This window comes from Nocardioides sp. 503, from assembly GCF_004522095.1.
In the GTDB taxonomy this organism is placed as follows: Bacteria; Actinomycetota; Actinomycetes; order Propionibacteriales; family Nocardioidaceae; genus Nocardioides.
On sequence record NZ_SPUI01000011.1, the window covers coordinates 19,236 to 43,194 of the forward strand.

At 74.2% G+C, this 23,959-nt stretch carries 20 protein-coding genes; 9 read left to right on the plus strand and 11 right to left on the minus strand.

Features of this window, described 5'->3' with window-relative positions:
• Positions 1–42 precede the first annotated feature (42 nt).
• A complete protein-coding gene (locus E4622_RS21445; RefSeq protein WP_134742270.1) occupies positions 43–1,047 on the plus strand; it encodes a DMT family transporter in 1,005 nt (334 codons plus the stop codon).
• A gap of 115 nt (positions 1,048–1,162) precedes the next feature.
• On the opposite strand, the gene E4622_RS23390 is transcribed toward E4622_RS21445, so the two are convergent.
• Together E4622_RS23390 and E4622_RS21455 are read right to left on the minus strand one after the other, a co-directional pair.
• Positions 1,163–1,408, minus strand: coding sequence for an addiction module protein (locus E4622_RS23390; RefSeq protein ID WP_134742271.1), 246 nt, complete (start codon positions 1,406–1,408; stop codon positions 1,163–1,165).
• A 68-nt stretch (positions 1,409–1,476) separates the two neighbouring features.
• Positions 1,477–2,394 carry a 1,4-dihydroxy-2-naphthoyl-CoA synthase gene (locus E4622_RS21455; RefSeq protein ID WP_134742272.1) on the minus strand — a complete coding sequence of 306 codons (918 nt, stop codon included), beginning with the start codon at positions 2,392–2,394 and terminating at the stop codon, positions 1,477–1,479.
• Positions 2,395–2,637: 243 nt separating this feature from the next.
• On the opposite strand from E4622_RS21455, the gene E4622_RS21460 reads away from it, so the two are divergent.
• Positions 2,638–3,084, plus strand: a complete 447-nt coding sequence (locus E4622_RS21460) for a nitroreductase family deazaflavin-dependent oxidoreductase (protein ID WP_134742273.1) — start codon at positions 2,638–2,640, stop codon at positions 3,082–3,084.
• 179 nt (positions 3,085–3,263) lie between these two features.
• Here E4622_RS21460 and E4622_RS21465 read toward each other — a convergent pair whose 3' ends face one another.
• The 4 genes from E4622_RS21465 to recC are packed head-to-tail and all read right to left on the minus strand — an operon-like array spanning position 3,264 to position 12,353.
• Positions 3,264–3,875: an ACT domain-containing protein gene (locus E4622_RS21465; RefSeq protein WP_134742274.1), complete on the minus strand. Its 612-nt coding sequence runs from the start codon at positions 3,873–3,875 to the stop codon at positions 3,264–3,266.
• Positions 3,876–3,919: 44 nt separating this feature from the next.
• Positions 3,920–5,680 carry an exodeoxyribonuclease V subunit alpha gene (gene recD / locus E4622_RS21470; RefSeq protein ID WP_134742275.1) on the minus strand — a complete coding sequence of 587 codons (1,761 nt, stop codon included), beginning with the start codon at positions 5,678–5,680 and terminating at the stop codon, positions 3,920–3,922.
• Positions 5,677–9,018 (minus strand): UvrD-helicase domain-containing protein, encoded by a 3,342-nt coding sequence (locus E4622_RS21475; RefSeq protein ID WP_134742276.1) that lies wholly within the window; start codon positions 9,016–9,018, stop codon positions 5,677–5,679. The genes recD and E4622_RS21475 overlap by 4 nt, the downstream gene beginning before the upstream one ends.
• Positions 9,018–12,353 carry an exodeoxyribonuclease V subunit gamma gene (gene recC / locus E4622_RS21480; RefSeq protein WP_134742277.1) on the minus strand — a complete coding sequence of 1,112 codons (3,336 nt, stop codon included), beginning with the start codon at positions 12,351–12,353 and terminating at the stop codon, positions 9,018–9,020. Before recC ends, E4622_RS21475 begins: the two co-directional genes overlap by 1 nt.
• A gap of 197 nt (positions 12,354–12,550) precedes the next feature.
• Between recC and E4622_RS21485 the strand changes: the two genes are divergently transcribed.
• Entirely contained in the window at positions 12,551–14,878 is a 2,328-nt protein-coding gene (locus E4622_RS21485) for an arylsulfatase (RefSeq protein WP_134742278.1), read from the plus strand.
• A 167-nt stretch (positions 14,879–15,045) separates the two neighbouring features.
• Positions 15,046–15,804, plus strand: coding sequence for an SUMF1/EgtB/PvdO family nonheme iron enzyme (locus E4622_RS21490; RefSeq protein ID WP_245156152.1), 759 nt, complete (start codon positions 15,046–15,048; stop codon positions 15,802–15,804).
• A gap of 13 nt (positions 15,805–15,817) precedes the next feature.
• On the opposite strand, the gene E4622_RS21495 is transcribed toward E4622_RS21490, so the two are convergent.
• The 3 genes from E4622_RS21495 to E4622_RS21505 all read right to left on the minus strand — a co-directional run bounded on the left by E4622_RS21495 (position 15,818) and on the right by E4622_RS21505 (position 19,086).
• A complete protein-coding gene (locus E4622_RS21495; RefSeq protein WP_134742280.1) occupies positions 15,818–16,318 on the minus strand; it encodes an Hsp20/alpha crystallin family protein in 501 nt (166 codons plus the stop codon).
• Positions 16,315–17,910 (minus strand): BCCT family transporter, encoded by a 1,596-nt coding sequence (locus E4622_RS21500; protein WP_167736191.1) that lies wholly within the window; start codon positions 17,908–17,910, stop codon positions 16,315–16,317. The genes E4622_RS21495 and E4622_RS21500 overlap by 4 nt, the downstream gene beginning before the upstream one ends.
• 135 nt (positions 17,911–18,045) lie before the next feature.
• On the minus strand, positions 18,046–19,086 hold the full coding sequence (locus E4622_RS21505; RefSeq protein WP_134742282.1) for an NAD(P)-dependent alcohol dehydrogenase: 1,041 nt from the start codon (positions 19,084–19,086) through the stop codon (positions 18,046–18,048).
• Positions 19,087–19,181: 95 nt separating this feature from the next.
• Between E4622_RS21505 and E4622_RS21510 the strand changes: the two genes are divergently transcribed.
• A complete protein-coding gene (locus E4622_RS21510; protein ID WP_134742283.1) occupies positions 19,182–19,787 on the plus strand; it encodes a TetR family transcriptional regulator in 606 nt (201 codons plus the stop codon).
• A 25-nt stretch (positions 19,788–19,812) separates the two neighbouring features.
• On the opposite strand, the gene E4622_RS21515 is transcribed toward E4622_RS21510, so the two are convergent.
• Positions 19,813–20,244 carry a PPOX class F420-dependent oxidoreductase gene (locus E4622_RS21515; protein WP_134742284.1) on the minus strand — a complete coding sequence of 144 codons (432 nt, stop codon included), beginning with the start codon at positions 20,242–20,244 and terminating at the stop codon, positions 19,813–19,815.
• Positions 20,245–20,303: 59 nt separating this feature from the next.
• Here E4622_RS21515 and E4622_RS21520 point away from each other — a divergent pair, with 59 nt between their 5' ends.
• The 4 genes from E4622_RS21520 to E4622_RS21535 all read left to right on the plus strand — a co-directional run bounded on the left by E4622_RS21520 (position 20,304) and on the right by E4622_RS21535 (position 22,983).
• Complete coding sequence (locus E4622_RS21520) at positions 20,304–20,786, plus strand: hypothetical protein (protein ID WP_134742285.1); 483 nt, start codon at positions 20,304–20,306, stop codon at positions 20,784–20,786.
• Positions 20,787–20,876: 90 nt separating this feature from the next.
• On the plus strand, positions 20,877–21,713 hold the full coding sequence (locus tag E4622_RS21525; RefSeq protein WP_134742286.1) for a sigma-70 family RNA polymerase sigma factor: 837 nt from the start codon (positions 20,877–20,879) through the stop codon (positions 21,711–21,713).
• 61 nt (positions 21,714–21,774) lie between these two features.
• Positions 21,775–22,011: a DUF1059 domain-containing protein gene (locus E4622_RS21530; protein WP_134742287.1), complete on the plus strand. Its 237-nt coding sequence runs from the start codon at positions 21,775–21,777 to the stop codon at positions 22,009–22,011.
• A gap of 51 nt (positions 22,012–22,062) precedes the next feature.
• The gene (locus tag E4622_RS21535) at positions 22,063–22,983 is read left to right on the plus strand and encodes an NAD(P)-dependent oxidoreductase (RefSeq protein WP_134742288.1); all 921 of its coding nucleotides are present in this window, start codon (positions 22,063–22,065) and stop codon (positions 22,981–22,983) included.
• On the opposite strand, the gene E4622_RS21540 is transcribed toward E4622_RS21535, so the two are convergent.
• Positions 22,980–23,951 (minus strand): pyridoxal-phosphate dependent enzyme, encoded by a 972-nt coding sequence (locus E4622_RS21540; protein ID WP_134742289.1) that lies wholly within the window; start codon positions 23,949–23,951, stop codon positions 22,980–22,982. The two genes, E4622_RS21535 and E4622_RS21540, sit on opposite strands and share 4 nt — an antisense overlap.
• Between the last annotated feature and the right edge of the window lie 8 nt (positions 23,952–23,959).

A 23,959-nucleotide genomic window follows, 5' to 3' on the forward strand; every position in this document is an offset into this window, starting at 1 on the left:
GTGCGCGCGCCCGCCCTCGACGCGAGGCGCAGATAGGTCGAGATGAGTGGTGCCCTGCCCGCCGCCGGGAGCCGACGCGCCCCGGTCGCGGTCGCCTTCGCGGTCCTCGCCCTCGCCTGGGGGCTGACCCCGATCACGATCAAGGCGGGACTGCTGGAGGACTGGCAACCCCTGTGGTTCTGCGGGCTCCGGCTCCTGACGGCTGCGCTCGTGCTGTGTCCGCTGCTGCTCACACGCTGGGCCGGCGAGCCCCTCGGCCTGCCGGGATGGAGGGTGGTGTGGCCGATCGGGGTCTTCGGCATGGCGGTCAACTTCGGGATCACGGTCTGGGGCCAGCAGTACATCGGGGCCGCGCTCGCCAGCCTGATCGTCGGCACCCAGCCGATCACGACGACGCTGATCGTGCACCTGATCCGTCGTGACGCCCCGACCCGCCGGTTCGTGCTCAGCCTCCTGCTCGGCGCGGCCGGCATGGTCGTGGTCTTCCGTGGCGCCGGCGTCCCGGGGTCGATGGCGCTGGCCGGCGCGCTCGCCGTCTTCGCCGGCGTCAGCGTCTACGGCGGCGTCTACGTCTTCATCAACGCCCGGGTCGGGCGGCTGAACCTGATCCGCGTGGTCGCCGGCCAGAACCTCGTCGGCGGCGTCCTGGTCTCCCTCGCCGCCCTGGCCATCGAGGGTGCGCCCGCGGTGCCGTCCGCACCGGCGGCGTGGCTGCCCTTCGGCTACCTGGTGCTCATCAGCTCGATCGTCGCCCTGCTGCTCGCCAACTGGCTGATCGCCCGCATGGGCGCCGCACGCTTCAGCGTCCTGTCGTTCGTCACGCCGCTGGTCGGTGTGGTCGCGAGCGTCCTGCTGCTCGGGGAGAGCATCGACGCCGGCACCCTGCTCGGGGGCGGCCTGATCGGGGTCGCACTGCTCTTCGCCCTCGGACCCGGCGCACCCCGGGGCGCTGCCACCTCGGTCGCCCCCGAGTGCCTCGCCTGCGAGTCCGAGCCCGGTCCGGAGGACGCGGCGACGGCGACTGCGCGCACCGCCGGAGGTCGGTAGGAGTCGACGAACGCTGAGACGAAGCGGCGCGCGACGTCGGGGTCAGCGTTCCCCGCGATCCAGTCATCGAGCTCGTGGAGCTGGCCGGCTCGCGGAGTGAGGTTGAGGCGGCCCATCACGAACTGGCGGCCCACGTGGCTTCGAGGCGGGCGCGGACTTCTTCAGCCGGGATGGCTGCCGACGGATCGGCCCGGAGAGCGTCATACGCCGCAGTCGCTTCGGTGCGAAGCCAGGACTCTGCCGCAGCATCGGACGCCTCGTCGGGATCCACCGACTCGAGCAACCGAGGCGCCAGGCGCCGACGCGCCTCAGCGGGCAGGGACACCCCCCAGTCGAAGGCCTCCGACTCGCTCACGGACATGTGACGACTCCACGCCCGGCCGGCGACGTGCGCTCTCAGCACAGGCCCTGGGAGCAGGCGAGGGCGGATCAGTAGTACCAGGGGAACGGCGACCAGTCGGGCTCGCGCTTCTCGAGGAACTGGTCGCGGCCCTCGGCGGCCTCGTCGGTCATGTAGGCCAGGCGGGTGGTCTCGCCGGCGAACATCTGCTGGCCGACCAGGCCGTCGTCGATGAGGTTGAAGGAGTACTTCAGCATCCGCTGCGCCGTCGGGGACTTGCCGTTGACCAGGCGGCCCCACTCCAGCGCGGTCGCCTCCAGCTCGGCGTGGGGCACGGCCCGGTTGACGGCACCCATGCGGACCGCCTCCTCGGCGTCGTACTCCTGGCCGAGGAAGAAGATCTCGCGGGCGATCTTCTGGCCGACCTGCCGGGCGAGGTAGGCCGATCCGAACCCGCCGTCGAAGGAGCCGACGTCGGCGTCGGTCTGCTTGAAGCGCGCCTCCTCCTTGCTCGCGATCGTCAGGTCGCACACGACGTGCAGGCTGTGGCCGCCGCCGGCGGTCCAGCCGGGGACGACGGCGATGACGATCTTGGGCATGAAGCGGATCAGGCGCTGCACCTCGAGGATGTGCAGCCGGCCGAGCTTGGCCCGGTCGACGGTCTCGGCGGTGTCGCCCTCCGCGTACTGGTAGCCGGCGCGGCCTCGGATGCGCTGGTCGCCGCCGGTGCAGAACGCCCACTTGCCGTGGCGCTCGCCCGGGCCGTTGCCGGTGAGCAGCACGCAGCCCACGTCGCTGCTGGTGCGCGCGTGCTCCAGGACCCACAGCAGCTCGTCGACCGTGTGCGGACGGAACGCGTTGAGCACGTCGGGCCGGTCGAAGGCCACGCGGACCGTGCCGTGCGCCTTGGCGCGGTGGTAGGTCAGGTCGGTGAGGTCCTCGAAGCCCGGCACCGGGTCCCAGGCCTCGGGGTCGAAGGTCTCCGACACACCGGCGATGGCACTCATGCGGCGACTGTAGTGACCGCGATCCGGGGGTGGACCGATCGGGTCGTGTGCCGCAGGCAGCGCCCCGGCGCGGTGCGCGGCACACGACCCACGCGGTCCGGCTCGGGCGCGGGACGGGGCCCCGGGTCGTGTGCCGGGGGCAGCGTCCTGGCGCGGTCTCCGGCACACGACCCGGCTGCGACCACCTCGGCGGACCGCACCCGGCGCTGGAATACCGGGCGGCGGCGTGGTCTTGTGGGTGGCATGACACTTGAAGGCGAGTACGAGCCGAGCCCCAGCGACTGGGTCCGCGAGCAGGTCGAGCGGTACGAGGCGACCGGCGGACGTGAGGCCAACACCCTCCAGGGCAAGCCGGAGTGGCCGATCGTGGTCATCACGTCGAAGGGGGCGAAGTCCGGCAAGCTGCGCAAGAACCCCGTGATGCGGGTCGAGGAGGACGGCGTCTACGCCGCGGTCGCGTCCAAGGGTGGGGACCCCGAGCACCCCACCTGGTACCACAACTTCATGGCCCATCCGGAGGTCGACCTCCAGGACGGCCCCGAACCCCACACCTACGTCGTCCGCGTCGCCGAGGGCGCCGAGCGCGCCGAGTGGTGGGAGCGCTGCGTGGCCCAGTACGCGCCGTACGCGGAGTACCAGGAGAAGACCGACCGCGAGATCCCCGTCTTCCTCCTCGAGCGCAAGGACTGAGCGCGGCACCGTCGGGGTAGTCCCTAACAAATTCGTGGGTGAGAGCCCTCTCAAACCACCGAGATGTTAGGGACTATCCCGACAGCAGCCACCACCCGCCGGGGTAGTCCCTGACGTTTGTGTCGGTGAAACGGCGTTCTGACAGCACGAACGTCAGGGACTACCCCCGCCGCAGCACCTCAGCCGACGCGGGCGATGGACTGGGCGAGGCCGGTGAGGTGGCCGAGGCGGGCGATCTCGGAGTCGAGGTACTCGGGGCCGCCGTGGCGGCCGATGACGAGCATCTCGTTGCCGTCGAGGCGGGCGGCGGCGTAGAGGGTGACGTCCTCGGCGAGGGACTCCAGGCGGCCGGGGCGCTCGAGCTCGACGAACTCCAGCGCGTCGGGGGCCGCTCCGGTCGCGTAGAGGATGCCCTTGGCACGGTGCAGGCGGATGGCCCAGTCGGAGCGGAAGGTCATCGGCAGCAGGTCGACGAGCCGGTTGACGGCCTCGCCGGGGTGGGCCGTGAGGTCCTCGACGGCCTCGAGGTCGAGGAACAGGTTGCCGCCGGCGGCGTAGCGGCTGATCCACACGACCTTGACGCCCTCGAGGTCGTTGCACGCCGACACGATGGAGTCGGGCATCGTCGCGCCGGTCATCTCCAGGAGCACGTCGTCGACGGCCGTGCCGTCGTGGCGCTTCTCGACGATCTCGATGGCCTCGATGTCGCCGCCGGCCTCACCGACGGCGCTCGCCAGACGGCCCAACGACCCCGGGACGTCGGGCAGCTCCACGCGCAGCAGGTAGGGCACGCGACGACCCTAACCCGCCGGTGTTGCGCTTCCGTTTCGGCTTCTCAGCCCTCGGCGCGCGTCGCGAGGAGCCGTTGGCGCAGGCCCGTGGCCCGCTGGGCCTGGGTCTCGACCGCGGCGCGTACGGCGGCCTCCGAGCCCACCACGCGCACGTGGCGCTGGGCGCGGGTGACGGCGGTGTAGAAGAGCTCGCGCGTCAGCAGCCGCGACCCGGCCTCGGGCAGCAGCACGGTGACCCGGTCGGCCTGGCTGCCCTGGCTCTTGTGGATCGTCATCGCGTGCATGGTCTCGATCGCGTCGAGCCGGCCCGGGGCGAAGCCCTTGAGCCCGCCGGCGCCGGCGACGTAGGCACGCAGCCGCCCCTCCTCGAGCACCGCGACGCCGGTCTCGCCGTTGTAGATCTCCAGCGTGTGGTCGTTGGTCGTGACCAGGATCGGGCGGCCGGCGTACCACTCGGTGTAGATGCCCTGCCCCAGCTCCTCACCGAGCCAGCGCTCGATCTGGGCGTTCCACCGGCGCACGCCGAACGGTCCCTCGCGGTGCGCGCAGAGCAGGCGGTGCCGGTCGAGCGCCTCGACGGCGCCGGTCGCGTCGCCGGCGACCGCGGCCTCGTGGATCTCGAGCGCGGCGCGGACCGCGTCGTCTCGCAGCGCCGACTCGGCGTCGTCGGTCTCGACGAACTCCACGTGCTCGGAGCGGGCGCGCAGCGCGGCGAGCACGCCGTCGGCGTCACCGGCGCGCAGCGCCTCGGCCAGGGTCTGGATGTCGGCGACGGAGCGGTGGTTGACGACCAAGGAAGCGACCGGCGAGGCCGGGTCGCCGTCGTAGCCGGCGACCAGGTCGGAGAGCACGGCGCCTGCGCCGACCGAGGTGAGCTGGCGCGGATCGCCGAGCAGGACCAGGCGGCTGCGGAGGCGTACGGCGTCGAGCAGCCGCGCCATCATCGTGAGCTCGACCATCGAGGACTCGTCGACCACGACGACGTCGTACTTGAGGCGGTTGCTGCGGTCGTGGCGGAAGCGGGTGCGGTTGTCGGGCCGCCAGCCCAGCAGCCGGTGCAGGGTCATCGCGTCGGTGCGCTCGACCCACTCGCGGTCGGCGGGCTCCAGCCCGGCCACCGCCTCGGTGACGGCGTCCTGCAGCCGCGCGGCGGCCTTGCCGGTCGGGGCGGCGAGCGCGATCGAGAGCCGCTCGCCGCGGGTGCGCGCCTGGTCGGCCAGGAGCGCCAGGATGCGGGCGACGGTCGAGGTCTTGCCGGTGCCGGGGCCGCCGGTGAGAACGGTGGTCCACTGCCGCACGGCGCGGACGGCGGCGGTGCGCTGCTCGGCGCTGAACCGGTCGCCGGCGAGCCGCTCCAGGGCCGCGGCCAGCGCCGCCTCGTCGACCGGCGGCGGGTCCTGCGCGGCGCGTGTCACCAGGTCGTCGCAGACCTGGCTCTCGAGGCGGTGGTAGCGGTCGAGGTAGAGCAGGCCGTGCTCCAGGCGCAGCACGCCCTGGGCCACCAGGGGCGACGCGCGCACGGCGGCCGCCCACTCACCGGCGTCGGGCCACGGCAGCGCGGGGTCGAGCAGCGGCACGGAGGCGAGGTCGAGGCACACCGAGCCGCGGCGTACGGCGCGCACGGTCAGCGCCGCGGCCAGCAGCACCCGCTCGTCGGCCTCCTCGCCGAGGGCGCCGAGCCGCGTGGCGACGTGGAGGTCGGCCGCCTCGACGACGCCGGCGCGGTTGAGGTCGCCGAGCAGGCCCGTCGCGCCGTCGACCAGGCGCCGGTCGCGCTCGCTCGTGGGCTCGAACAGCTCGGTCACGGGCGCACCCCCGCGACGACGCCGTCCAGCAGGTCGGACAGCTCCTCGACCAGCGCGACCGGGGGCCTCCAGGAGAAGATCCCGCACGGCTCGCCGTCGACCAGCGGGGTCTCGGGCCCGCACATGCCGCGCAGGTAGAGGTAGAGGACGCCGCCGAGGTGCTGCTCGGGGTCGTAGCCGGGTTGGCGCCAGCGCAGGAAGCGGTGCAGGACGGCCGCGTAGAGGAGCGCCTGGAGGGGGTAGTCGGAGTGGCCCATGGCGCCGTCGAGCGCCTCGGGGCGGTAGGCGTGGGCCGTGAGCGGCTCGTCGCGGGGGCCGAGCCAGTTGGTCTTGTAGTCGACGATCAGGTAGCGCGGGCCGGGCAGCCGCAGCACGACGTCGACCGAGCCGGTGAGGTAGCCCAGCAGCGACTGGTCGCCGAGAGCGGGGCTCGCCAGCGCCTCGGCGTAGCCGCGCACCGGGTCGCCCTCGGGCAGGTGGCGCAGCAGGAGCGGCGCGAGGTCGCCCAGCCGGACGCGGGGGTCGCCGGGGCGCGGGTGGGCGAGGTCGCCGCCGGCCAGGGGCAGCTCGAAGTCGAGCTCGCGCAGCCGGTCCCGCAAGCCGATCTGGCGCAGCGTCGTCCCGTCCGCGAGCGACCCGAGCGGCGAGTCGCACACCGCCACCAGCGCGTCGGCGAGCTCCTCGCGGTCGAGCTCGACCGGCCACCACACCAGCTGCTCGTCGAGGTGGCCGAGGATCTCGGCGCGCAGGTCGGGGGCGTCGGGGTCGGTGTGCTCGAGCACGGCGTGCACGAGCGAGCCGAACGTCGCGCCCACGGGCAGGTCGGCCATCGGGGACGGCACGGACGCCTCGGCGGGCACGGAGGCCACCGGGTCGCCCGCCATCGCCTCGTCGTCCTTGGCCTCGACCTCGGGCTCGCTGGCGACCAGCCCCGTCGGCGCCGCCGCGAGCTCGACCGCCGACAGCGAGGAGTACGACGTGCGGCGCCAGGTGACGTCGACGTCGCGGGTGAAGTCGCGGGCGGCCAGCGGCGGGGTCGCCTCACGAGGCGGCTCGGCGCCGGGCTCGGCGGGCACGGCCGGCTCCGGGGTCGGCCCGCCGGCGGCGTGCCAGCGGGCGAAGAACTCCGCCGCCTCGTCGTCGGTGCGGTTGGCGAACTCGTCGGGCACGGCGGCCAGGCCGGGCCGGCGGCCCTGGATCATCCGCTGCAGCGGCGAGGCCGGGGTGTTGCGCGTCGGCGCCCACCAGCACACGACCTGCGACTGCGCGCGGGTGATCGCGACGTAGAGCAGGCGCAGCCACTCGCCGGCCTCCTCGTCGCGCCAGCGACGCACGGCCTCGCCCCACGTCGAGCCGGTCTCGCCGCCGACCGCGACGCAGCGCTGGTGCTCGGCATCGTGGAAGAGCGGGGTCGTGGGCTTGGGGAGGTTGCGGTCGGCGAGGGCGGGGAGGTAGACGACGGGGTACTCGAGGCCCTTGCTGGCGTGGATGGTGACGAGCTGGACGGCCTTGGCGTCGGAGTCGAGCCGGCGGGTGCGCTCGGCCCCGCGACCGCCACGACCGTCGGCCACCTGCAGGCGCAGCCACGCCAGCAGCGCGACCAGCCCGAGACGCTCGGTGAGCGCGACCTCGTGGAGAGCCTCGCCGATGTGGCGCAGGTCGGTGAGCAGCCGCTCGCCACCGACCTGCGCGAGCACCCGCTCGGGCAGCCCGGCGGTGGTCGCGGCCTCCAGCACGGCCGCGACCCCGCGGCGCGCCAGCACGTCGGCGTAGGAGCGCAGCAGGTCGGCGACCTCGTCGGTCAGGGCGTCGCCGCCCTCGTCGATCCCGCGCGCGGTGTGGCCGACGAAGCAGGTGAGGGCGGCGGTGCGCACGCGCGGGCTGCGGTGGGGCATCTCCATGCCCTCGAGCAGCTCGAGCCACTCGACCGCGGCCGGGGTGGCGAAGACGCTGCCGCCGCCGGCGATGACGGCGGGCACGCCCACCTCCTGCAGGGCGCGGCGGCAGGCGTCGAGGTCGAAGTGGCGGTAGCTGATGACCGCCACGTCGCGCGGCTCGATCGTCCGGCCGTCGAACGTCGCACCCGAGGCCAGCAGCGCCCGGATGTCGTGGGCGAGGTCCTCGGCGATCTGAGGCCGCACCTGGGCGACGGTGAGCGGGTTGGACCCGCGCCGCCCCAGCTGGTCGCGTCGCACCACGCGCAGCCGGAACGGCGCGGCGCTCGGCGCGCCGGCCAGGCGGGAGCCGGCGTGGTGGGCGGTGACGTCGTGGACGACGATCTGCGGGTCGCCCAGCTCGGCGCCGGCCAGGACGGTCTGGAAGGAGTCGAGCAGCGCAGCGTCGCTGCGCCAGTTGACGGCGAGGGTCTTGCGGGTGGTGGCGCTGCTCGCCGCGTCGAGGTACGTCGTCACGTCGCCCCCGCGGAAGGCGTAGATCGCCTGCTTGGGGTCGCCGATCAGCACCATCGTCGCGTGGCCGGTGAAGGCGCGGTCGAGGACCTTCCACTGCACGGGGTCGGTGTCCTGGAACTCGTCGACCAGCACGATCTGCCAGCGCTGGCGCATGCGCGCGCGGGCCGGCGCCTCGGGGTGCTCGAGCGCGTCGGCGAGCTGGCTGAGCAGGTCGTCGTAGGACAGGACGCCGAGCCGGCGCTTGCGGCGCTCCATCTCGTCGCGCACGGCCTGCGCGAAGCGCACCCGCCGGCCCGCGGGCGTGGCCGGGTCGTCGTCGGGCGGGTGCAGGCGGGCCTGGGGGTCGCCGACCGCCGTGCGGGCGATGGACAGGGCCTCGTCGCGCGAGAAGACCGGGTCGTCGCCGGCGTAGGCGAAGGCGCGGAGGTAGAGGTCGTCGACCACCTCGCCCAGCAGGTCGTCGAGGTCCTCGACCAGCCGCGCCTGGGAGTCGGTGTCGCCCGCCACGCCGAGCGAGTCGAGCACCAGGCTGCAGAACTGGTGGGTCGTCGCGATCGTCGCCGCGTCGAACGTCGCCAGCGCGTGGGTGACCCGCCGGTGGCGGCGCACCCGCTCGTCGGCGTCGCAGTCGAGCAGCAGGTCGACCAGGTCGGACTGCTCGACCGGCAGCACCTGCTCGGCCGCGAGCGCCCGCTCGGCCTCGACCAGCTGGGCGCGCACCCGCTCGCGCAGCTCCTGGCTGGCCGCGCGCCCGAACGTCACCACCAGCATCTGGTCGAGCGTCGCCTCGCCCTCGGCGACGTAGCGGGTCACCAGGGCCCCGATGGTCCACGTCTTGCCGGTGCCGGCGCTGGCCTCGAGCAGGGTGGTGCCCGTCGGCAGCGGGTCGCGGATGTCGAAGGGCTGGTCGGTCGCGGTGGGGCTCATCAGAGGGGTCCCACCCGCTCGTGCTCGAGGACCGGCTCCCAGATCGCCGCGGCGTACGTCGCCAGGCCGGCGTCGACGAGCAGCTGGAGCGGCGCGCGCTCGCCGTAGACCTGCACGTGGGAGACGTCGGCGTCCTCGCCGGTGATGCCCCAGCTGTTGTTGGGGTCGGTGACCCACTCGCGGGCGGCCGCCGTGGCCGGCGGGCGGTCGCTGCCGCGCAGCTCGAGGGCGTGCGCCTCGGCCCAGGCGTGGGCCGTGGCCAGCGGTGCGGGCAGGGGCCGGCGCAGGCCGAGGTCGCGGAGCTCGACGAGCCGACGCAGGTGGTCGACGGCGCGGTGGTCGAGCGGCCCGGACAGCGCCCGCTTGGGGCCGGCCTTGTCGCGCCCGACGGCGTGGGAGGTCCAGTGGGCGTCGGGGTGGCCGGCGCTCAGCGCGAGCAGGTCGACCCACGCCATCAGCCGCTGCTTGGCCTTGAGGCGGGAGTAGCCGAGGGAGACCAGCTTGTTGCCGTAGACGCCGGGGACGGTGCCGGTGAGGCGGCGTCCGCCGCCCAGGTCGACGTCGACGTCGACGGAGCGCACCTCGCCCGCGCGCAGGTCCTCGGTGCGGGCGAGCAGCCGCTGCGACTCCTCGACGACGTCGGTGAGCGAGCGGGTGCCGAGGGCGCCGGGCGGGAGCGTGCCGCGCAGCTGCTCGGCGAGCATCACCGCCATCGGGTCGGCGCCGGCCATCACCTCGCGCAGGAGCCGGTCGCCGACGCCCCACTTCTCCAGGGCGTCGAGGTCGATCGGGATCGCGTCGCCCACCTCGTCGGCGTCCAGCGGCGCGGACACGACCAGTCGCTGGCGCAGGAACGTGCGGACGGGGTGGGTGAGGAAGGCCTTGAGGTCCAGGAGCGTGACGTCGCCGGGGCCGCGGTCGGGGAGGTCGCCGTCGAGGAAAGGCGGCACGGGGCGGCGAGGGCCGGTCGCCGCGCGGGCGCCCGACAGCGCGGCGCGGTCGAAGCTGAACGGCCGCTCGCCCGCGATGCCGTCGGGCGCGAAGTTGCGGACGTCGTGGGGCTGGAGCGGGTGGCGCACGCAGACGGCGTCGCGCACCGGCGCCGAGGAGGTGCGGTCGGCGGCGTCGAGGATCTCGCCGAGGGGTACGGCGGGCGGGCGCGAGGCCCCGGAGTGCTCGTTGGCGCCGGTGTAGGTGATGACCAGGGTCTCCCCGGCGGCCAGGACGGCGTCGAGCAGCAGCTGGCGGTCCTCGCTGCGGGGGTCGCGCTCGCCGGTGAGCGGGCGCCGCGCGAGCGCGTCGTCGCCGTCGAGGGCGCCGACGCGCGGGAAGTCGCCGTCGTCGAGGCCGACCAGGCAGACGACGCGGTGGGGCACCGAGCGCATCGGGACCATGGTGCAGACGGTGAGCGTGCCGGTGCGGAAGTTGGCCCGCGTGGGCCGTCCGCCCAGCCGGGCCTGGAGCATCGCGCGGACGTCGGCGAGCCGCAGCTCCACGCCGCTGTCGCGCGCGCCGCCGGTGGCGTCGGTGGCGCGGGCCAGCTCCCGCTCGAGCTGGGGCAGCTGCCAGGCGTCGTCGGTCGAGACGTCGGCGACGCCGCGCACGCCGTCGCGCAGCGCCGCCATCCAGTCGGCGACGGTGACCGCGCGGGCCATCGACTGCAGGCAGGTGTCGAGGCGGTGCACCAGCTCGGCGAGCCGGCCCGCGAGCTCGATGTCGTCGCTGCCGACGTCGTCGAGCGGCAGGCCGCGACCGAGATGGTGGTGGTCGTCGCCGCTCATCGCGACGCCCAGGAGGATCCGGTCGAGGCCGGCGCGCCAGGTGTTGTGCTCGAAGCGCTGCATGTCGAACGACGCCCGCTGCTCGGCGTCCAGGCCCCAGCGGATCCCGGCCTCCGCGACCCAGGTGGTCACCCGGGCGAGGTCGTCGTCGGTGAGCCCGAACCGCAGCCGCACCGGCTCGGTGGCCGCGAGGTCGAGCACCTCGCTGGCGGTCACGCGCCCGCCGGCGAGCTCGACCAGGCTCGCCGCGACGGCGAGCAGCGGGTTGGTGCTGCTGAGGGCGCGGTCGGCCAGCCGGACCCGCAGGCGGTGGGCCGGGTGGCCGTCGCGGTCGCTGCCGTCCACCACGTCGGCGAGGCCGAAGCCGGCCGAGATCAGCGGCGCGAAGGTCTCGATGTCGGGGCACATGACGACGATGTCGCGGGGCTCGAGGGTCGGGTCGTCCTGCAGGAGGCCGACCAGCGCCTCGCGCAGCGCGTCGACCTGCCGGGCGGCGCCGTGACAGGCGTGGACCTGCAGGCTGCGGTCGTCGGCGCGGTGGACCCGGCTCGCGCGCAGCTCGGGGCCGGGGGCGCGGTTGCCGCGCAGGTCGCTCTGCAGCCAGCCCAGGAGGGTGTCGCGCTCGGGCACCCGGTCGCGGGGGGTGGCGGGCGCGTCGAGGCCGTCGAGGGCGCGGCGCAGCTCGCGGGTGTCGCGGCCCAAGGAGGCGAGCAGCGGGTGGCCGACGAGGTCGGCGGACTCGTCGTCCTCGCGGGCGACGACGCCGCCGACGCCGGTGAGCGCGTCCCACAGCGCCGGCGACGGCTGGGGCAGCCAGAGGTGGACGTCGCGGCGCTCGCCGAGGGCGCGCAGCAGCGACACCTCGGTCACCGGCAGCCGCGTGTGGCCGAACAGGCTGAGCCGCTCGGGCAGGTCGAGCCCGTCTCCCCCGGCCGCGAGCGCCTCCAGGGTGCGGGCGTGGCGGACGTCGGGCGGCTCGGTGTCGACCCGCTGCAGCAGCCGGCGCCAGAGCATCGGCTGCCACGCGAGGTCGTCGTCGAGGGCGGCGCCGGCACCGTCGGTGTCGCGCCCCTCGCGCCAGTCGGTGACGAGGCTCGGCCGCTGGACGGCGTACGACGCGAAGAGGCCGGCCAGGCGCCGGGCGACGGAGTAGCGGCGGTTGCGGCGCAGCAGGCCCTCGTCGCCGTCGAGGCCGTGGCCCAGGTGGGCGGCGAGCGTGGCGCACCAGGGCTCGTCGCGGCTGTCGTCGATGGTGGCCAGCAGCGGCCAGACCAACCGGTCGGGGTCCCACACGTCGTCGCGCTCACGGTCGAGCAGGAGGCTGACCCGCGAGCGCGGGTTGAGGAACCGCACCCCCGCGCACACCCCGTCGCCGCCTCGCGCGCCCGCGCCCAGCCGGTGGGAGAGGCGCTGGGTCAGCCACCGCTCCACCCCCTTGGCCGGCACGACCACGACCTCCTGCGCGAAGGGGTCGGCCAGCGGCACGGCCAGCAGCTCGCCGAGCGCGTCGGCGAGCTGGTCGGTGCGCGGGGCGCGGTGGAGGTGCAGCGTCATCTCCGCCGACCCTAGTGGCGGGCGGCGACAGGGGTCGGGGCCGGGCAGTTTCCCCAAGGTATGCAGATGAAGCGTCACTTCCCGGGGGTTGCACACCGAGGGAAGTGACGTCCCACCTTCATACCTTGAGGAAACGCCGCCAGCCCCCACCGGCCACGTCGATTGCACACACCCGCCCCGGTTGGTCAGGGTGGAGGGTGACCACGACCGACGCCCCCCGTCCCGGCGACCGGGACCGCAGGCGGCTCCCCCTCGACGTCGACACCTCCGCGCGGCCGATCGGGCCGGTGCAGCCGGCCAGCGGCGCCCCGAACGTCGTCATCGTGCTCATCGACGACATGGGCTACGGCGCGTCCACGGCGTACGGCGGTCCGTGCGAGATGCCGACGGCCGACCGCCTGGCCGGCGAGGGGCTGCGCTACAGCCGCTTCCACGTGACCTCGCTGTGCTCGCCGACCCGGCAGGCACTGCTGACCGGGCGCAACCACCACTCGGTCGGCATGGGCGTGACGTCGGAGATGTCGACGCCGGAGCCCGGCTACCACGGCTACCGGCCGGCCAGCGCGGCCACCATCGCCCAGATCCTGGGCGGCAACGGCTACTGCACGGGCGCGTTCGGCAAGTGGCACCAGACCCCGCCGGTCGAGGTGAGCCCGTCGGGGCCGTTCACGCGGTGGCCGATGGGCGAGGGCTTCGACTTCTTCTACGGCTTCATGGGGGCCGAGATGAACCACTGGTACCCCCAGCTCTACGCCGGCCGGCACCCCGTCGAGCCCGACCGGCTCCCCGAGGACGGCTACCACCTCTCGGAGGACCTCGTCGACCACGCGATCGACTGGGTCGAGAACCAGCAGGCGATCACCCCCGACCGCCCGTTCTTCACCTACCTCGCGCTCGGCGCCACGCACGCGCCGTTCCACGTGGCCCCCGAGTGGCGCGACAAGTACGCCGGTCGCTTCGACGCCGGCTGGGACGCCCAGCGCGAGCAGACCCTGGCCCGCCAGAAGGAGCTCGGCATCGTGCCCGAGTCCGCCGAGCTGGCGCCGTGGGCCGAGGGGGTGCCGCACTGGGACGAGCTCGACGAGACCGAGAAGCGGGTCGCGGCCCGGTTCATGGAGACCTACGCCGGCTTCGCCGAGCACGCCGACGTGCAGGTCGGACGGTTCGTCGACGCGCTCGACGACATGGGCGTCCTCGACGACACGCTGTTCTTCTACCTCCTCGGCGACAACGGCGCCTCCGGCGAGGGCGGGCCCCGGGGCACGTTCCGCGAGCACCTGGTCGGCCACGGCATCCAGGACGACACCGCCGACATGGCCGCGCGGCTCGACGAGCTCGGCTCCGCGTCGACGTACCCGATCTACCCGGCCGGCTGGGCGCTGGCGATGAACACGCCGTACCCCTGGACCAAGCAGGTCGCCTCGCACCTCGGCGGCATCCGCGACGGCATGATCGTGCGCTGGGGCGACGAGATCGCCGGCCGCGGCGAGGTCCGCCACCAGTGGCACCACGTCATCGACGTGCTGCCGACGATCCTGGAGGCGGCCGGCCTGCCCGCGCCGACCCACTTCAACGGCACCGAGCAGCAGCCGATCGAGGGCACGAGCCTGCGCTACACCTTCGACGAGGTCGACGCGCCCGACCGCCCCCGCACCCAGTACTTCGAGATGGTCGGCAACCGCGGGATCTACGAGGACGGCTGGGCCGCCGTCACCCGCCACGGCGTCCCCTGGGAGATGGTCGGCTCCGGCGAGCGGTCCTTCGACGACGACGTGTGGGAGCTCTACCACCTCGACACCGACTTCAGCCAGGCGCACGACGTGGCCGCCGAGCACCCCGACAAGCTGCGCGAGCTGCAGGAGGTCTTCCTCCGCGAGGCCGAGCGCCACCACGTGCTGCCGCTCGACGCGCGGGTCACCGAGCGCGAGAACCCCGAGGTCGCGGGCCGCCTCGACCTGCACGCCGGCCGCTCCTCGCTGTCCTTCGGCCCGCGCGTGCGCCGGCTCTCGGAGGAGGCCGCGCCCAACGTCAAGAACCGCACCCACGTGATCACCGCCGACCTCGAGGTCCACACGGGCACCGACGGCGTGGTGGTCGCGCAGGGCGGCCGCTTCGGCGGCTGGTCGCTCTACGTCGTCGACGGCGTGCCCCACTACGCCTACAACTTCGCCGGCCGCGACCTCACCACCGTGCGCGGGACCGCGCCGATGGTGCCGGGGCGCCACGACCTCGTCGTGCGCTTCGCCTACGACGGCGGCCCTCCCGGCAGCGGCGCCGAGGTCACCCTGGAGGTCGACGGCGTGGCCGTGGGCACGGGCCGCGTCCCGGTCACCACGGGCTACTACTTCTCCTTCGACGAGACCTTCAACGTCGGCGTCGACCGCGGGACCCCCGTCACCGACGACTACCGGGCGGTGCACAACCGGTTCGAGGGGCTGATCCACCGGGTCCGCTTCGACCTGTCCGGCGTCACCGACCCCGGCAGCGACGAGGGGCGCGCCCGCGCCGTCATGGTCCACCAGTGAGCGGCTGCTGCGCGCCGTCGCGGGGTGAGGGGGACTCCTCTGCCTCAGGGGGTTTCGAGACAGGACTTCGTCCTTCCTCAACCCCCGGGGACCTCTCGGGGGTTGAGGAGGTTGCGCGGCAACCGTCTCGAAACCCGGGCCTCATCACGCTCCCCGGCGGACCCGCGCTGGTCGGCAGCGACGACCCCGACCACCCCGAGGAGTGGCCGGTGCGCGAGGTGACGCTCGGGCCCTACCGGGTCGCGCGGTGCGCGGTGACGACGGCCGAGTTCGGGGAGTTCGTCGCCGCGACAGGCCACCGCACCGACGCCGAGCGCTTCGGCTGGTCGTTCGTCTTCGGCGCCTTCCTGCCCGACGACTTCCCGCCCACCCGCGGCGTGGCGGCCGCGCCCTGGTGGCGGCAGGTCCCCGGCGCCGACTGGGCCCACCCCGAGGGGCCGCATAGCGACCTGCGCGAGCGCGGCGACCATCCCGTGGTCCACGTCTCCCGCACCGACGCGGAGGCGTACGCCGCCTGGCGGGGCGCCCGGCTGCCGACCGAGGCCGAGTGGGAGCACGCGGCCCGGGGCGGCCTGGCGGGGCAGCCGTTCCCGTGGGGCTCCGAGCTGGAGCCCGGGGGCGAGCACCGGATGAACGTCTGGCAGGGCACCTTCCCCCAGCACGACACCGGCGCCGACGGCTGGCGCGGCACCTGCCCGGTCGACGCGTTCGCCCCCAACGCCCACGGCCTGCACAACACGACCGGCAACGTCTGGGAGTGGTGCGCGGGACAGTGGTCGCCGGCCGACGCGAGCGCGGTCAGCCGGGGCGGCTCCTACCTGTGCCACGCGTCGTACTGCCGGCGCTACCGCGTCTCGGCGCGACAGCCCCAGTCACCGGACTCGAGCACGGGCAACCTCGGCTTCCGGCTGGCCGCGGACGCCTGAGCCCGACGGCCGGTCAGTCGTCGCCCCGGACCCCGCGCGACGTCGCCCCCGTGGACCGGTCGGCGAGCTCGATGCGGGTGCCCTCCGTGCGGTCGACCGCGCCGGTGACCGTGATCACGACGAGCCCGTCGTCGAACACGGCGTTGATCTGGTCGGCCCCGGTGCCCTCGGGCAGCGTCACCGCCCGCCGGAAGGCGCCGTAGTAGCGCTCGCGGACGAGGAACTCCGCCGCCTCGTCGTCCGGCCCGGACGGCCGGGTCCCCGACACGGTGAGCACGCCGTGGCTGAGGCTCACGTCGACGTCGGACGGGTCCACCCCGGCGAGCTCTACCCGGATCACCAGGTCGTCGCCGTGGGACAGGATGTCGGTCGACGGCACCCAGGCCGAGGCGTGCGTGCGCTCGGACGCCTCGGCGCCGTGCTCGCCCCGGCCGTGCAGGCCGACGGCGCGCATGCGCGCCAGCTCGCTGAAGAAGTCGGTGACGCCGTCGAAGGGGTTGCGCTGGTCGCTCATCGGGTCTCCTCCGTCTCGACGCCTCGGGTGCGCGACGTCGCCGCGATGGCGTCGCGGTCGTCGTCACGGCGCCCGTCTCGGGGCCCGTCGCGAGGCTCCCGCGTCTCCTCGCGCAACGCCTTCACCCAGCAGTAGGCCACGCCCACGAGGACGATCGTGAACGGCACCGAACCCAGCACCGCCGCCTGCTGCAGGGCGGGGAGACCGCCGACCAGCAGCATCGCGCAGGCGATGCCGCCCATCAGGACCCCGAGCACGACGACGACGAGCTTGGGCGGGGTGAGCGAGCCGCGGGTGGCCAGGGTCGCCATCACGACCGCGGCCGCGTCGGCGCCGCTGATGAAGAACAGCGCGATCAGCAGGATGCACAGCGCGGAGCTGAGCATCGGCAGCGGAAGGACGTCGAGCGCGGTGAAGAGCGACAGCTCCGGGGTGTCCAAGCCGCTCAGGAAGTCGGCCTTGCCGCCGCGCTGGAGCTCGATGCCGGTCCCACCGACGATCGCGAACCAGAAGAAGCCGAAGCCCGTGGGCGCCGCGACGACACCGACGATGAACTCCCGGATGGTCCGGCCACGGGAGATGCGCGCGACGAACATGCCCACGAACGGCGCCCAGGAGACCCACCAGGACCAGTAGAAGATCGTCCAGGTGGACATCCACTCCTCGTCACCGACGCCGGTCTGCAGCGACATCGGGAGCACCTGGATGACGTAGTTGCCGATCGACTCGATGCCGTTGGAGATCACCAGGACCGTGGAGCCGCCCACGACGAGGAAGAAGACGAAGAGCCCGATCGTCGCGAACGAGCCCAGGTTGGCCAGGTAGTTGATCCCCTTCTCGACGCCCGACGTGGCCGAGAGGAGGAAGAGCGCGGTGACGACGACGATGATCAGCACCGCGACGCCGTCCTCCTTCGGTACGTCGAAGAGGTAGTTCAGGCCGCTGTTGAGCTGCAGGCCGTTGAGGCCGAGCGCGGTGGCGGTGCCGAAGAGGGTCGCGACGATCGCCAGCGCGTCGATGAGCCGGCCGATCGGCCGGGTGGACGCGTCGGGCCCGAGGATCGGGGAGAAGGTCGAGCTGACCAGGATCGGCTGGTTCTTGCGGTAGCCGAAGTAGGCCATGGCGCCGCCCATGACGGCGTACATCGCCCAGCCGTTGAAGCCCCAGTGGAAGTAGGTGTAGCGCAGCGCGGTGAGCGCCGCCTCCTCGCTCTGCGGCTCGGCCAGCCCGTGGGGCGGGGTGTTCCAGTGGGCGATCGGCTCGGAGATGCCGTAGAAGAGCAGCCCGGCGCCCAGGCCCGCGGCGAACATCATCGAGACCCACGAGAACGTCTTGAAGTCGGGTCGCGAGTCGTCCGGCCCCAGCCGGATGCGGCCCCACGGCGAGACCGCCAGCACCACGCAGAGGACCAGGACACCGGTGGCGACCAGGATGAACGCCCAGCCGAAGTTGCCGACGACCCAGCCGAGCGTGGTGTCCATGACCGACTTCAGGCCCGTCGGACTGGCCAGTCCCCAACCCACGAAGACCGCGATCAGGACCGCCGACCCCCAGAACACCGCAGGGTCGACGTCCTTCAGGTACCGCTTCATCCGTGCTCCCAGAGCGTCACGTCCCGGGGCCGGTCGGACCCGAGTGGCGACCACCCTGGTCGGGCCGCCCATGGGTGTCAATGCGACACCGCGGTCATGACCGGTAGGCGTTGCCTATCGCTCGCGCACGCGCGGTCAGCCGATGTCGGCGAGGTCGAGCACGAACCGGTAGCGCACGTCGTTGCGCTCCAGCCGGTCGAGCGCGGTCGCGACCTGGCGCGACGGCAGCACCTCCACGTCGGCGGTGATCCCGTGCTCGCCGCAGAAGTCGAGCAGCTCCTGGGTGGCCGGTCGCCCCCCGCTGCCGCTCGAGCTCAGGCGCTTGCGACCGATGAGCAGCGCGAGCGTCTCGACCGTGACGGGGCCCAGGTGGCCCACCGAGCAGAGGGTGCCGTCCATGGCCACCGCTGCGAGGTAGGGCCCGAGGTCGTGCGCCGCCGAGACCGTGTCGATGACGAGCTCCAGCGAGCCCGCGACCCGGGCCATGTCCTGCTCGTCGGTCGAGACGACGACGTCGTCGGCGCCGAGCGCGCGGGCGTCGTCGGCCTTGCGGGGCGAGGTCGTGAAGACGGTGACCTTCGCGCCGAGGGCGTGAGCGAGCTTGACCGCGAGGTGGCCCAGGCCGCCGAGCCCGACCACGCCGACCGTCGTGCCCTCGCCGACGCCCCAGCGCCGCAGCGGCTCCCAGACGGTGATGCCGGCGCACATCAGCGGCGCCACGGCGGCGGGGTCGAGGCCCGCCGGGCGGCGGTAGACGAACCGCTCGCGCACGACGTACTCGGCGGAGTAGCCGCCGCTCGTCACGGTGCCGTCGATGGTGTCGCGGCCGCCGTAGGTGAGCGTGGGGTACTCGACGCAGAAGTTCTCCTGCCCGAGCTCGCACATCGGGCAGACCCCACAGGAGTCGACGATGTTGCCCACGGCGACCGGGTCGCCGACCGCGTACGTCGTCACCTCGCTGCCGACCGCCGCGACCTCGCCCACGAACTCGTGGCCCGGGACGACGGGGAAGGCGCCGGCGTCCTGGGCGTGCAGCGCGTGCAGGTCGGTGTGGCAGACGCCGCAGTGGGTGACCCGCACCGCCACGTCGTCGGGTCGCAGGTCGCGCCGCTGGATGGCGACGAGCGCGAGCGGCGCCCCCGGAGCGGCTGACTGGTAGGCCTGGGTCTCGCGCATGGTGTCCCCTTGAACAAACAGACTGGTTGGTTGGTTCCTCTACTCAAGCACGCCGACTGGCGGATTCCAAACCGACCGGTTGGTAACCTGAGCCCATGACCCCGTCCGATCCCATCGCCGCGGCGACGCCCAAGGGCGAGGCCACGCGCCGGCGGATCATGGAGGCGGCGATGACGGAGTTCGCCCAGCACGGCATCGCCGGGGCGCGCGTCGACCGGATCGCCGCGGCCGCGAGCTCCAACAAGGCGCAGCTCTACGCCTACTTCGGCAGCAAGGACCGGCTCTTCGACACCGTCTTCCGCGCCTCGCTCGAGCGCATCGTCGAGGTCGTCCCGATCTCCGCCGAGGACCTCGCCGACTGGGCCGTGCGCCTCTACGACGAGTACCTCGCCCACCCCGAGCTGATCCGGCTCGCCACGTGGTCCCGCCTCGAGCGGCGCCCCACCGGGCACCTGACCGAGGACCGCCTGGACGAGGCGAAGCTGGCGGCGATCGCCTCGGCCCAGGAGTCGGGCGGGATCCGCGCGCTCCCCGGGGCGGAGCCGTTCGACGTCATGGCGATGGTGATCTCCATGTCGATGGCCTGGTCGCCGGTCAGCAACGTCTACGCCGCCACGGCCGCCGAGCCGGCCCGCGTCCACCGGCAGCGGCGCGAGCTGCTGCGCGAGTCCGTCCGGCGCGTGTTCTCGACCGACGACTGAGCCGGCTGAGCCGGCTGAGCTGGGCTCAGCCCATCGAGTGGAGGCGCTCGGGGGTGATCGTGAGGACGAGGCGCTGCTGGTCGCGTCCGCCGTACCAGGGGTAGGGAGCGCCGGTGTAGCGCTGGGCGAGCAGCTCGATGTGCTCGGCCCCGCCGTCGGTCGTCGCGCGGGTGACCACGCCCCGGACCTCGTGGTAGCGACTCGGGTTGGCCGGGTCGGACACGGCCAGCGAGACCCGCGGGTCGCGGGCGACGTTGCGCGCCTTCTGGTGGGTCGTGACCGTGTTGACCAGGACGTGCGCACCCTCGGCGTCCACGTCGACCCAGGTCTGGGTGAGCTGCGGCGACCCGTCAGGCATCGTCGTGGCGAGGTAGCAGGTGGCGCCCGAGCGCAGCAGGCCCACCAGCTCGTCGGGCAGCGGAACGGCGGACGGAGACGTCGGCGAGGGGGAGCTCATGGACCCATGCTGTCCGACGGGTGGGGAGACTGTCGGCGCCCGGCCCTACCGTCCCGGGCATGACCACCTCCCAGCACGACTTCGACTTCATCCTCGGGCGCTGGACCGTCACGAACCGCAAGCTCGCCGACGTCACGGACCCCGACTGCGACCGGTGGGTGGAGTTCGAGGCGACCAGCCACGCCGCTCCGGTGCTGGGCGGGGTCGGCCACCTCGACCAGATGAGCGTGCCCGCTCCGGCCGACGGGGCCCCGCCGTTCGAGGCGCTGACCCTGCGCCTGTTCGACCCTCAGGAGCACCTCTGGCGGATCTGGTGGAGCTCCTCGCGGGTCCCGGGCGTGCTGGACACCCCGATGGTCGGCGGGTTCGACGGCCCTGACGGCGTCTTCGAGGCCGACGACACGGTCGCCGGCCGGCCCACCCGGCTGCGCTTCGACTGGTCGGCCGCCGACCCCGAGCACCCGCGCTGGCAGCAGCACTTCTCCTACGACGGCGGTGCCACCTGGGCGCTCAACTGGGAGATGCTCTTCACCCGCGCATGATCCTCGGTCACACTCGGCCCGCCCCGTGCGTCAAGGCAGTGACAGGCCGGCGACGGCCAGCAACAGGGCAGTGAGGGAAGGGTGGACACCGTGGACCGGACCGAGGAGTTCGAGGCGGAGCGGCCGCGCCTGGTGGGGATCGCGAGCCGGGTGCTCGGCGACCCCAGCGAGGCGCAGGACGTCGTGCAGCAGGCGTGGCTGCGCCTGCACGGCACGGACACCGAGATCGACAACCTGCCGGCCTGGCTCACGACCGTGACCACGCGGCTGTGCCTGGACCGGCTGCGCTCCCGCACCCCCGTGCCCGTCGACGACCTCGACCCCGGGGAGACCGTCGGCGACCCGGCCGACGAGGTGGCGCTGGCCGACACCGTGGGGCTGGCCCTCAACGTCGTGCTCGAGCGGCTCTCCCCGCGGGAGCGGGTCGCCTTCGTGCTGCACGACAGCTTCGGCTTCGAGTTCCCGACGATCGCCTCCGTCCTCGACACCACACCGGCGGCCGCCCGCAAGCTGGCGTCGCGGGCCCGCGCCAAGGTCGCCCAGCCGGCCGCCGACGACCGGCTCGCCGACTGGGAGGTCGTCGACGCCTTCATGGCCGCCGCCAAGAACGGCGAGTTCGACCGGCTGCTGCGGATGCTGGCGCCCGACGCCACCGTGTCCGCCGACGACGCGGCCGTCCTCGCCGGCACCCCCGAGCGCATCGAGGGCCGCGACGAGGTGGCGACGTTCTTCAACGGCAGCGCCCAGGCCGCGCTGCCGGTCTTCGTCGGCGAGCGCCCCGGCACCGCGTGGTTCCACCTCGGCGAGGCCAAGGTGGTCTTCGACTTCACCGTCGCCGACGGCCTCGTGCGCGCCATCACCTTCCGCGCCGCGCCCGACGTGCTCGCGCGCGTCGTGCGTCGCGACGGCGGCCGGAGCCGGGGCTGAGCCGTCACACCGGCGACGTCCCGCGCGTCGGCAACCTGCAACCCCATCGAAGGAGAGCCCCATGAAGACCATGACCTGCCGCGACCTCGGCGGCCCGTGCGACCTCGCCCACCACGGCGAGAGCGCCGACGACGTCATCAACGCCCAGGACCGGCACCTCAAGGAGGCCGAGAAGGCCGGCGACGCCTCGCACCAGGAGGCCCGCGACGCCATGAAGAGCCGGTGGCGCCACCCCAAGCGGTCGCTCGGCTGGTACCGCGACACCAAGCAGGCCTTCGCCGACCGCCCCGAGGACTGAGCCCCGTCGCCCCCGGACGGCGCCTTGAGCGGGCGTGCCAGGGTGGAGCGCATGACGCAGCGTCCTGAGTCCCCCTCCCCCGTCGTCGTCGTCACCGGGGCCAACGGCCTGGTCGGCGCGCGCACCTGCGCGGCCCTGGTCGAGCGCGGCGCGACCGTCCGCGCCGTCGTACGGCGGTCCGGTGCGGCGCCCGCGCTGGCCGGCGTCGAGGAGTGGGTGGGCGAGCTCGACGACCCGGCCTTCGCGGCCACGGTCGTCGGCGGGGCCGACGCGGTCGTCACCACCGTGCACCCGATGGGCAGCGACCACGAGACCCAGCACCGCGTCGGCGTGGAGGGCACCGCGGCGATCGCCCGGACCGCGGCCGACGCCGGCGTGGCCCGGCTGGTCCACGTGTCCACGGGCGCGGTCTACGACCGGGCTCCGGGCGACCGCGACGTCGACGAGTCCTCGCCGCTCGCGCCCGACGACGCCGGGGACTACCCGGTCACCAAGCGCGACGCCGACCTCGCGCTGGGCGGGGTGGAGGGGCTGACCCGGGTGCTGCTGCGCCCGCCGGCCATCCTCGGCGCCGGCGAGACGTCCGTGTGGAACTCCCTGCGTCCGGCCGCGATGCGCGAGCAGGAGCAGGCGCGTCACGCCGTGCCGCACCAGACGTTCCCGTGGGTGCACGTCGACGACCTCGCCGCCTTCGCCGCCGACGTGGCCACCGGCGCGGTCGCGACGAGCGACGACCCGGCGACGGGGCCGGTCGAGGGCGGCTGCACCCCCGTCAACGTCGCGGGCGGGTCGGCCACCCAGCGCGACTACCTCGAGACTGTGACGCGCGCCGTGGGCGTCGAGCCGGTGTGGGACGACCACGACGCCTGGACGGGACGCTACGTCGCCGACCGCGCCCGCGCCTGGGGCTGGACCCCGCAGGTCGACCTGGCTCAGGCGCTGGCCGAGATCGAGGACGGACTGCGCGGCTAGCGCTCCTGTCGGCCGGCCCGCGCGGCCTCGGCGAGCCGGTCGACCGCCTCGGCGTGACCGAACAGCCCCGGCAACCCACCGGTGTGCACGAGGACGGTGCGCTCCCCCGGCACGACCTCGCCGTCGCGCACGGCGGCGGCGAGCCCGGCCAGGGCGCGGCCGGTGTAGGTCGGCTCCAGCACCAGGCCGGTCGTGCGTGCGGCCAGGAGGACGGCGTCCCAGGCGGGCTCGGCCAGCCGGTCGTAGGCGGCACCCACCTGGTCGGTGCGGATGCGCAGCGCCGGGTCGGGCCCGGCAGACCCGTCGAGCAGGTGGGCGACGGCGGCGTGGGCGTCGGGGACCGCTCCGCAGTGGACGCCCAGGACCTTGTCGGGCCCGAGGGCCCGGACCAGTCCGGCCATCGTGCCGCCCGAGCCGAGCGCCACGGCCACGTGCCGCAGGTCGGGCACCTGGGCAGCGAGCTCGCGTCCCGCGGCGGTGTAGCCCTGGACGCTCACGGTCGTGGAGCCGCCGAACGGGACGACGTAGGGCCGGGCGCCGTCGGCGGCGGCCTCGGTGGCGACGCGCTCGGCGGCCGCCTGGAGCCCGGGTGCGTCGACATCACCGGCCCAGACGACCTCGGCGCCGAACAGCGCGTCGAGCAGCAGGTTGCCCCGGGGCTCGGCAGGCGGCTCGCCGCCGAGGACCAGCACGACGCGCAGCCCGAGCCGGGCGCCGGCGGCCGCGGTGAGCCGGGCGTGGTTGCTCTGTGCCGCCCCGGTGGTGACGAGGGTGTCGCTCCCGGCCGCGACGGCCTCGGCGCAGGTCCACTCGAGCTTGCGCACCTTGTTGCCGCCGCCGCCCGGCCCGACCAGGTCGTCGCGCTTGACCAGGAGGTCGCCCGGCTCGAGCCCCAGCGCGGTGGCGAGACGAGGGGCGGGCTCGACGGGCGTGCGCCACGAGCCGAGGTCGAGCGGGGTCACGGACATCCCCGAGT

Excerpts from the sequence above, each read along its gene's own strand:
- E4622_RS21535 (WP_134742288.1), top strand. The coding sequence starts at position 22,063 with ATGACGCAGCGTCCTGAGTCCCCCTCCCCCGTCGTCGTCGTCACCGGG.
- E4622_RS21515 (WP_134742284.1), bottom strand. The coding sequence starts at position 20,244 with ATGAGCTCCCCCTCGCCGACGTCTCCGTCCGCCGTTCCGCTGCCCGAC.
- E4622_RS21530 (WP_134742287.1), top strand. The coding sequence starts at position 21,775 with ATGAAGACCATGACCTGCCGCGACCTCGGCGGCCCGTGCGACCTCGCC.
- E4622_RS21475 (WP_134742276.1), bottom strand. The coding sequence starts at position 9,018 with ATGAGCCCCACCGCGACCGACCAGCCCTTCGACATCCGCGACCCGCTG.
- E4622_RS21460 (WP_134742273.1), top strand. The coding sequence starts at position 2,638 with ATGACACTTGAAGGCGAGTACGAGCCGAGCCCCAGCGACTGGGTCCGC.
- E4622_RS21445 (WP_134742270.1), top strand. The coding sequence starts at position 43 with ATGAGTGGTGCCCTGCCCGCCGCCGGGAGCCGACGCGCCCCGGTCGCG.
- E4622_RS21455 (WP_134742272.1), bottom strand. The coding sequence starts at position 2,394 with ATGAGTGCCATCGCCGGTGTGTCGGAGACCTTCGACCCCGAGGCCTGG.
- E4622_RS21505 (WP_134742282.1), bottom strand. The coding sequence starts at position 19,086 with ATGCGCGAGACCCAGGCCTACCAGTCAGCCGCTCCGGGGGCGCCGCTC.
- E4622_RS21495 (WP_134742280.1), bottom strand. The coding sequence starts at position 16,318 with ATGAGCGACCAGCGCAACCCCTTCGACGGCGTCACCGACTTCTTCAGC.
- E4622_RS21510 (WP_134742283.1), top strand. The coding sequence starts at position 19,182 with ATGACCCCGTCCGATCCCATCGCCGCGGCGACGCCCAAGGGCGAGGCC.
- E4622_RS21540 (WP_134742289.1), bottom strand. The coding sequence starts at position 23,951 with ATGTCCGTGACCCCGCTCGACCTCGGCTCGTGGCGCACGCCCGTCGAG.
- E4622_RS21520 (WP_134742285.1), top strand. The coding sequence starts at position 20,304 with ATGACCACCTCCCAGCACGACTTCGACTTCATCCTCGGGCGCTGGACC.
- E4622_RS21500 (WP_167736191.1), bottom strand. The coding sequence starts at position 17,910 with ATGAAGCGGTACCTGAAGGACGTCGACCCTGCGGTGTTCTGGGGGTCG.
- recC (WP_134742277.1), bottom strand. The coding sequence starts at position 12,353 with ATGACGCTGCACCTCCACCGCGCCCCGCGCACCGACCAGCTCGCCGAC.
- E4622_RS23390 (WP_134742271.1), bottom strand. The coding sequence starts at position 1,408 with ATGTCCGTGAGCGAGTCGGAGGCCTTCGACTGGGGGGTGTCCCTGCCC.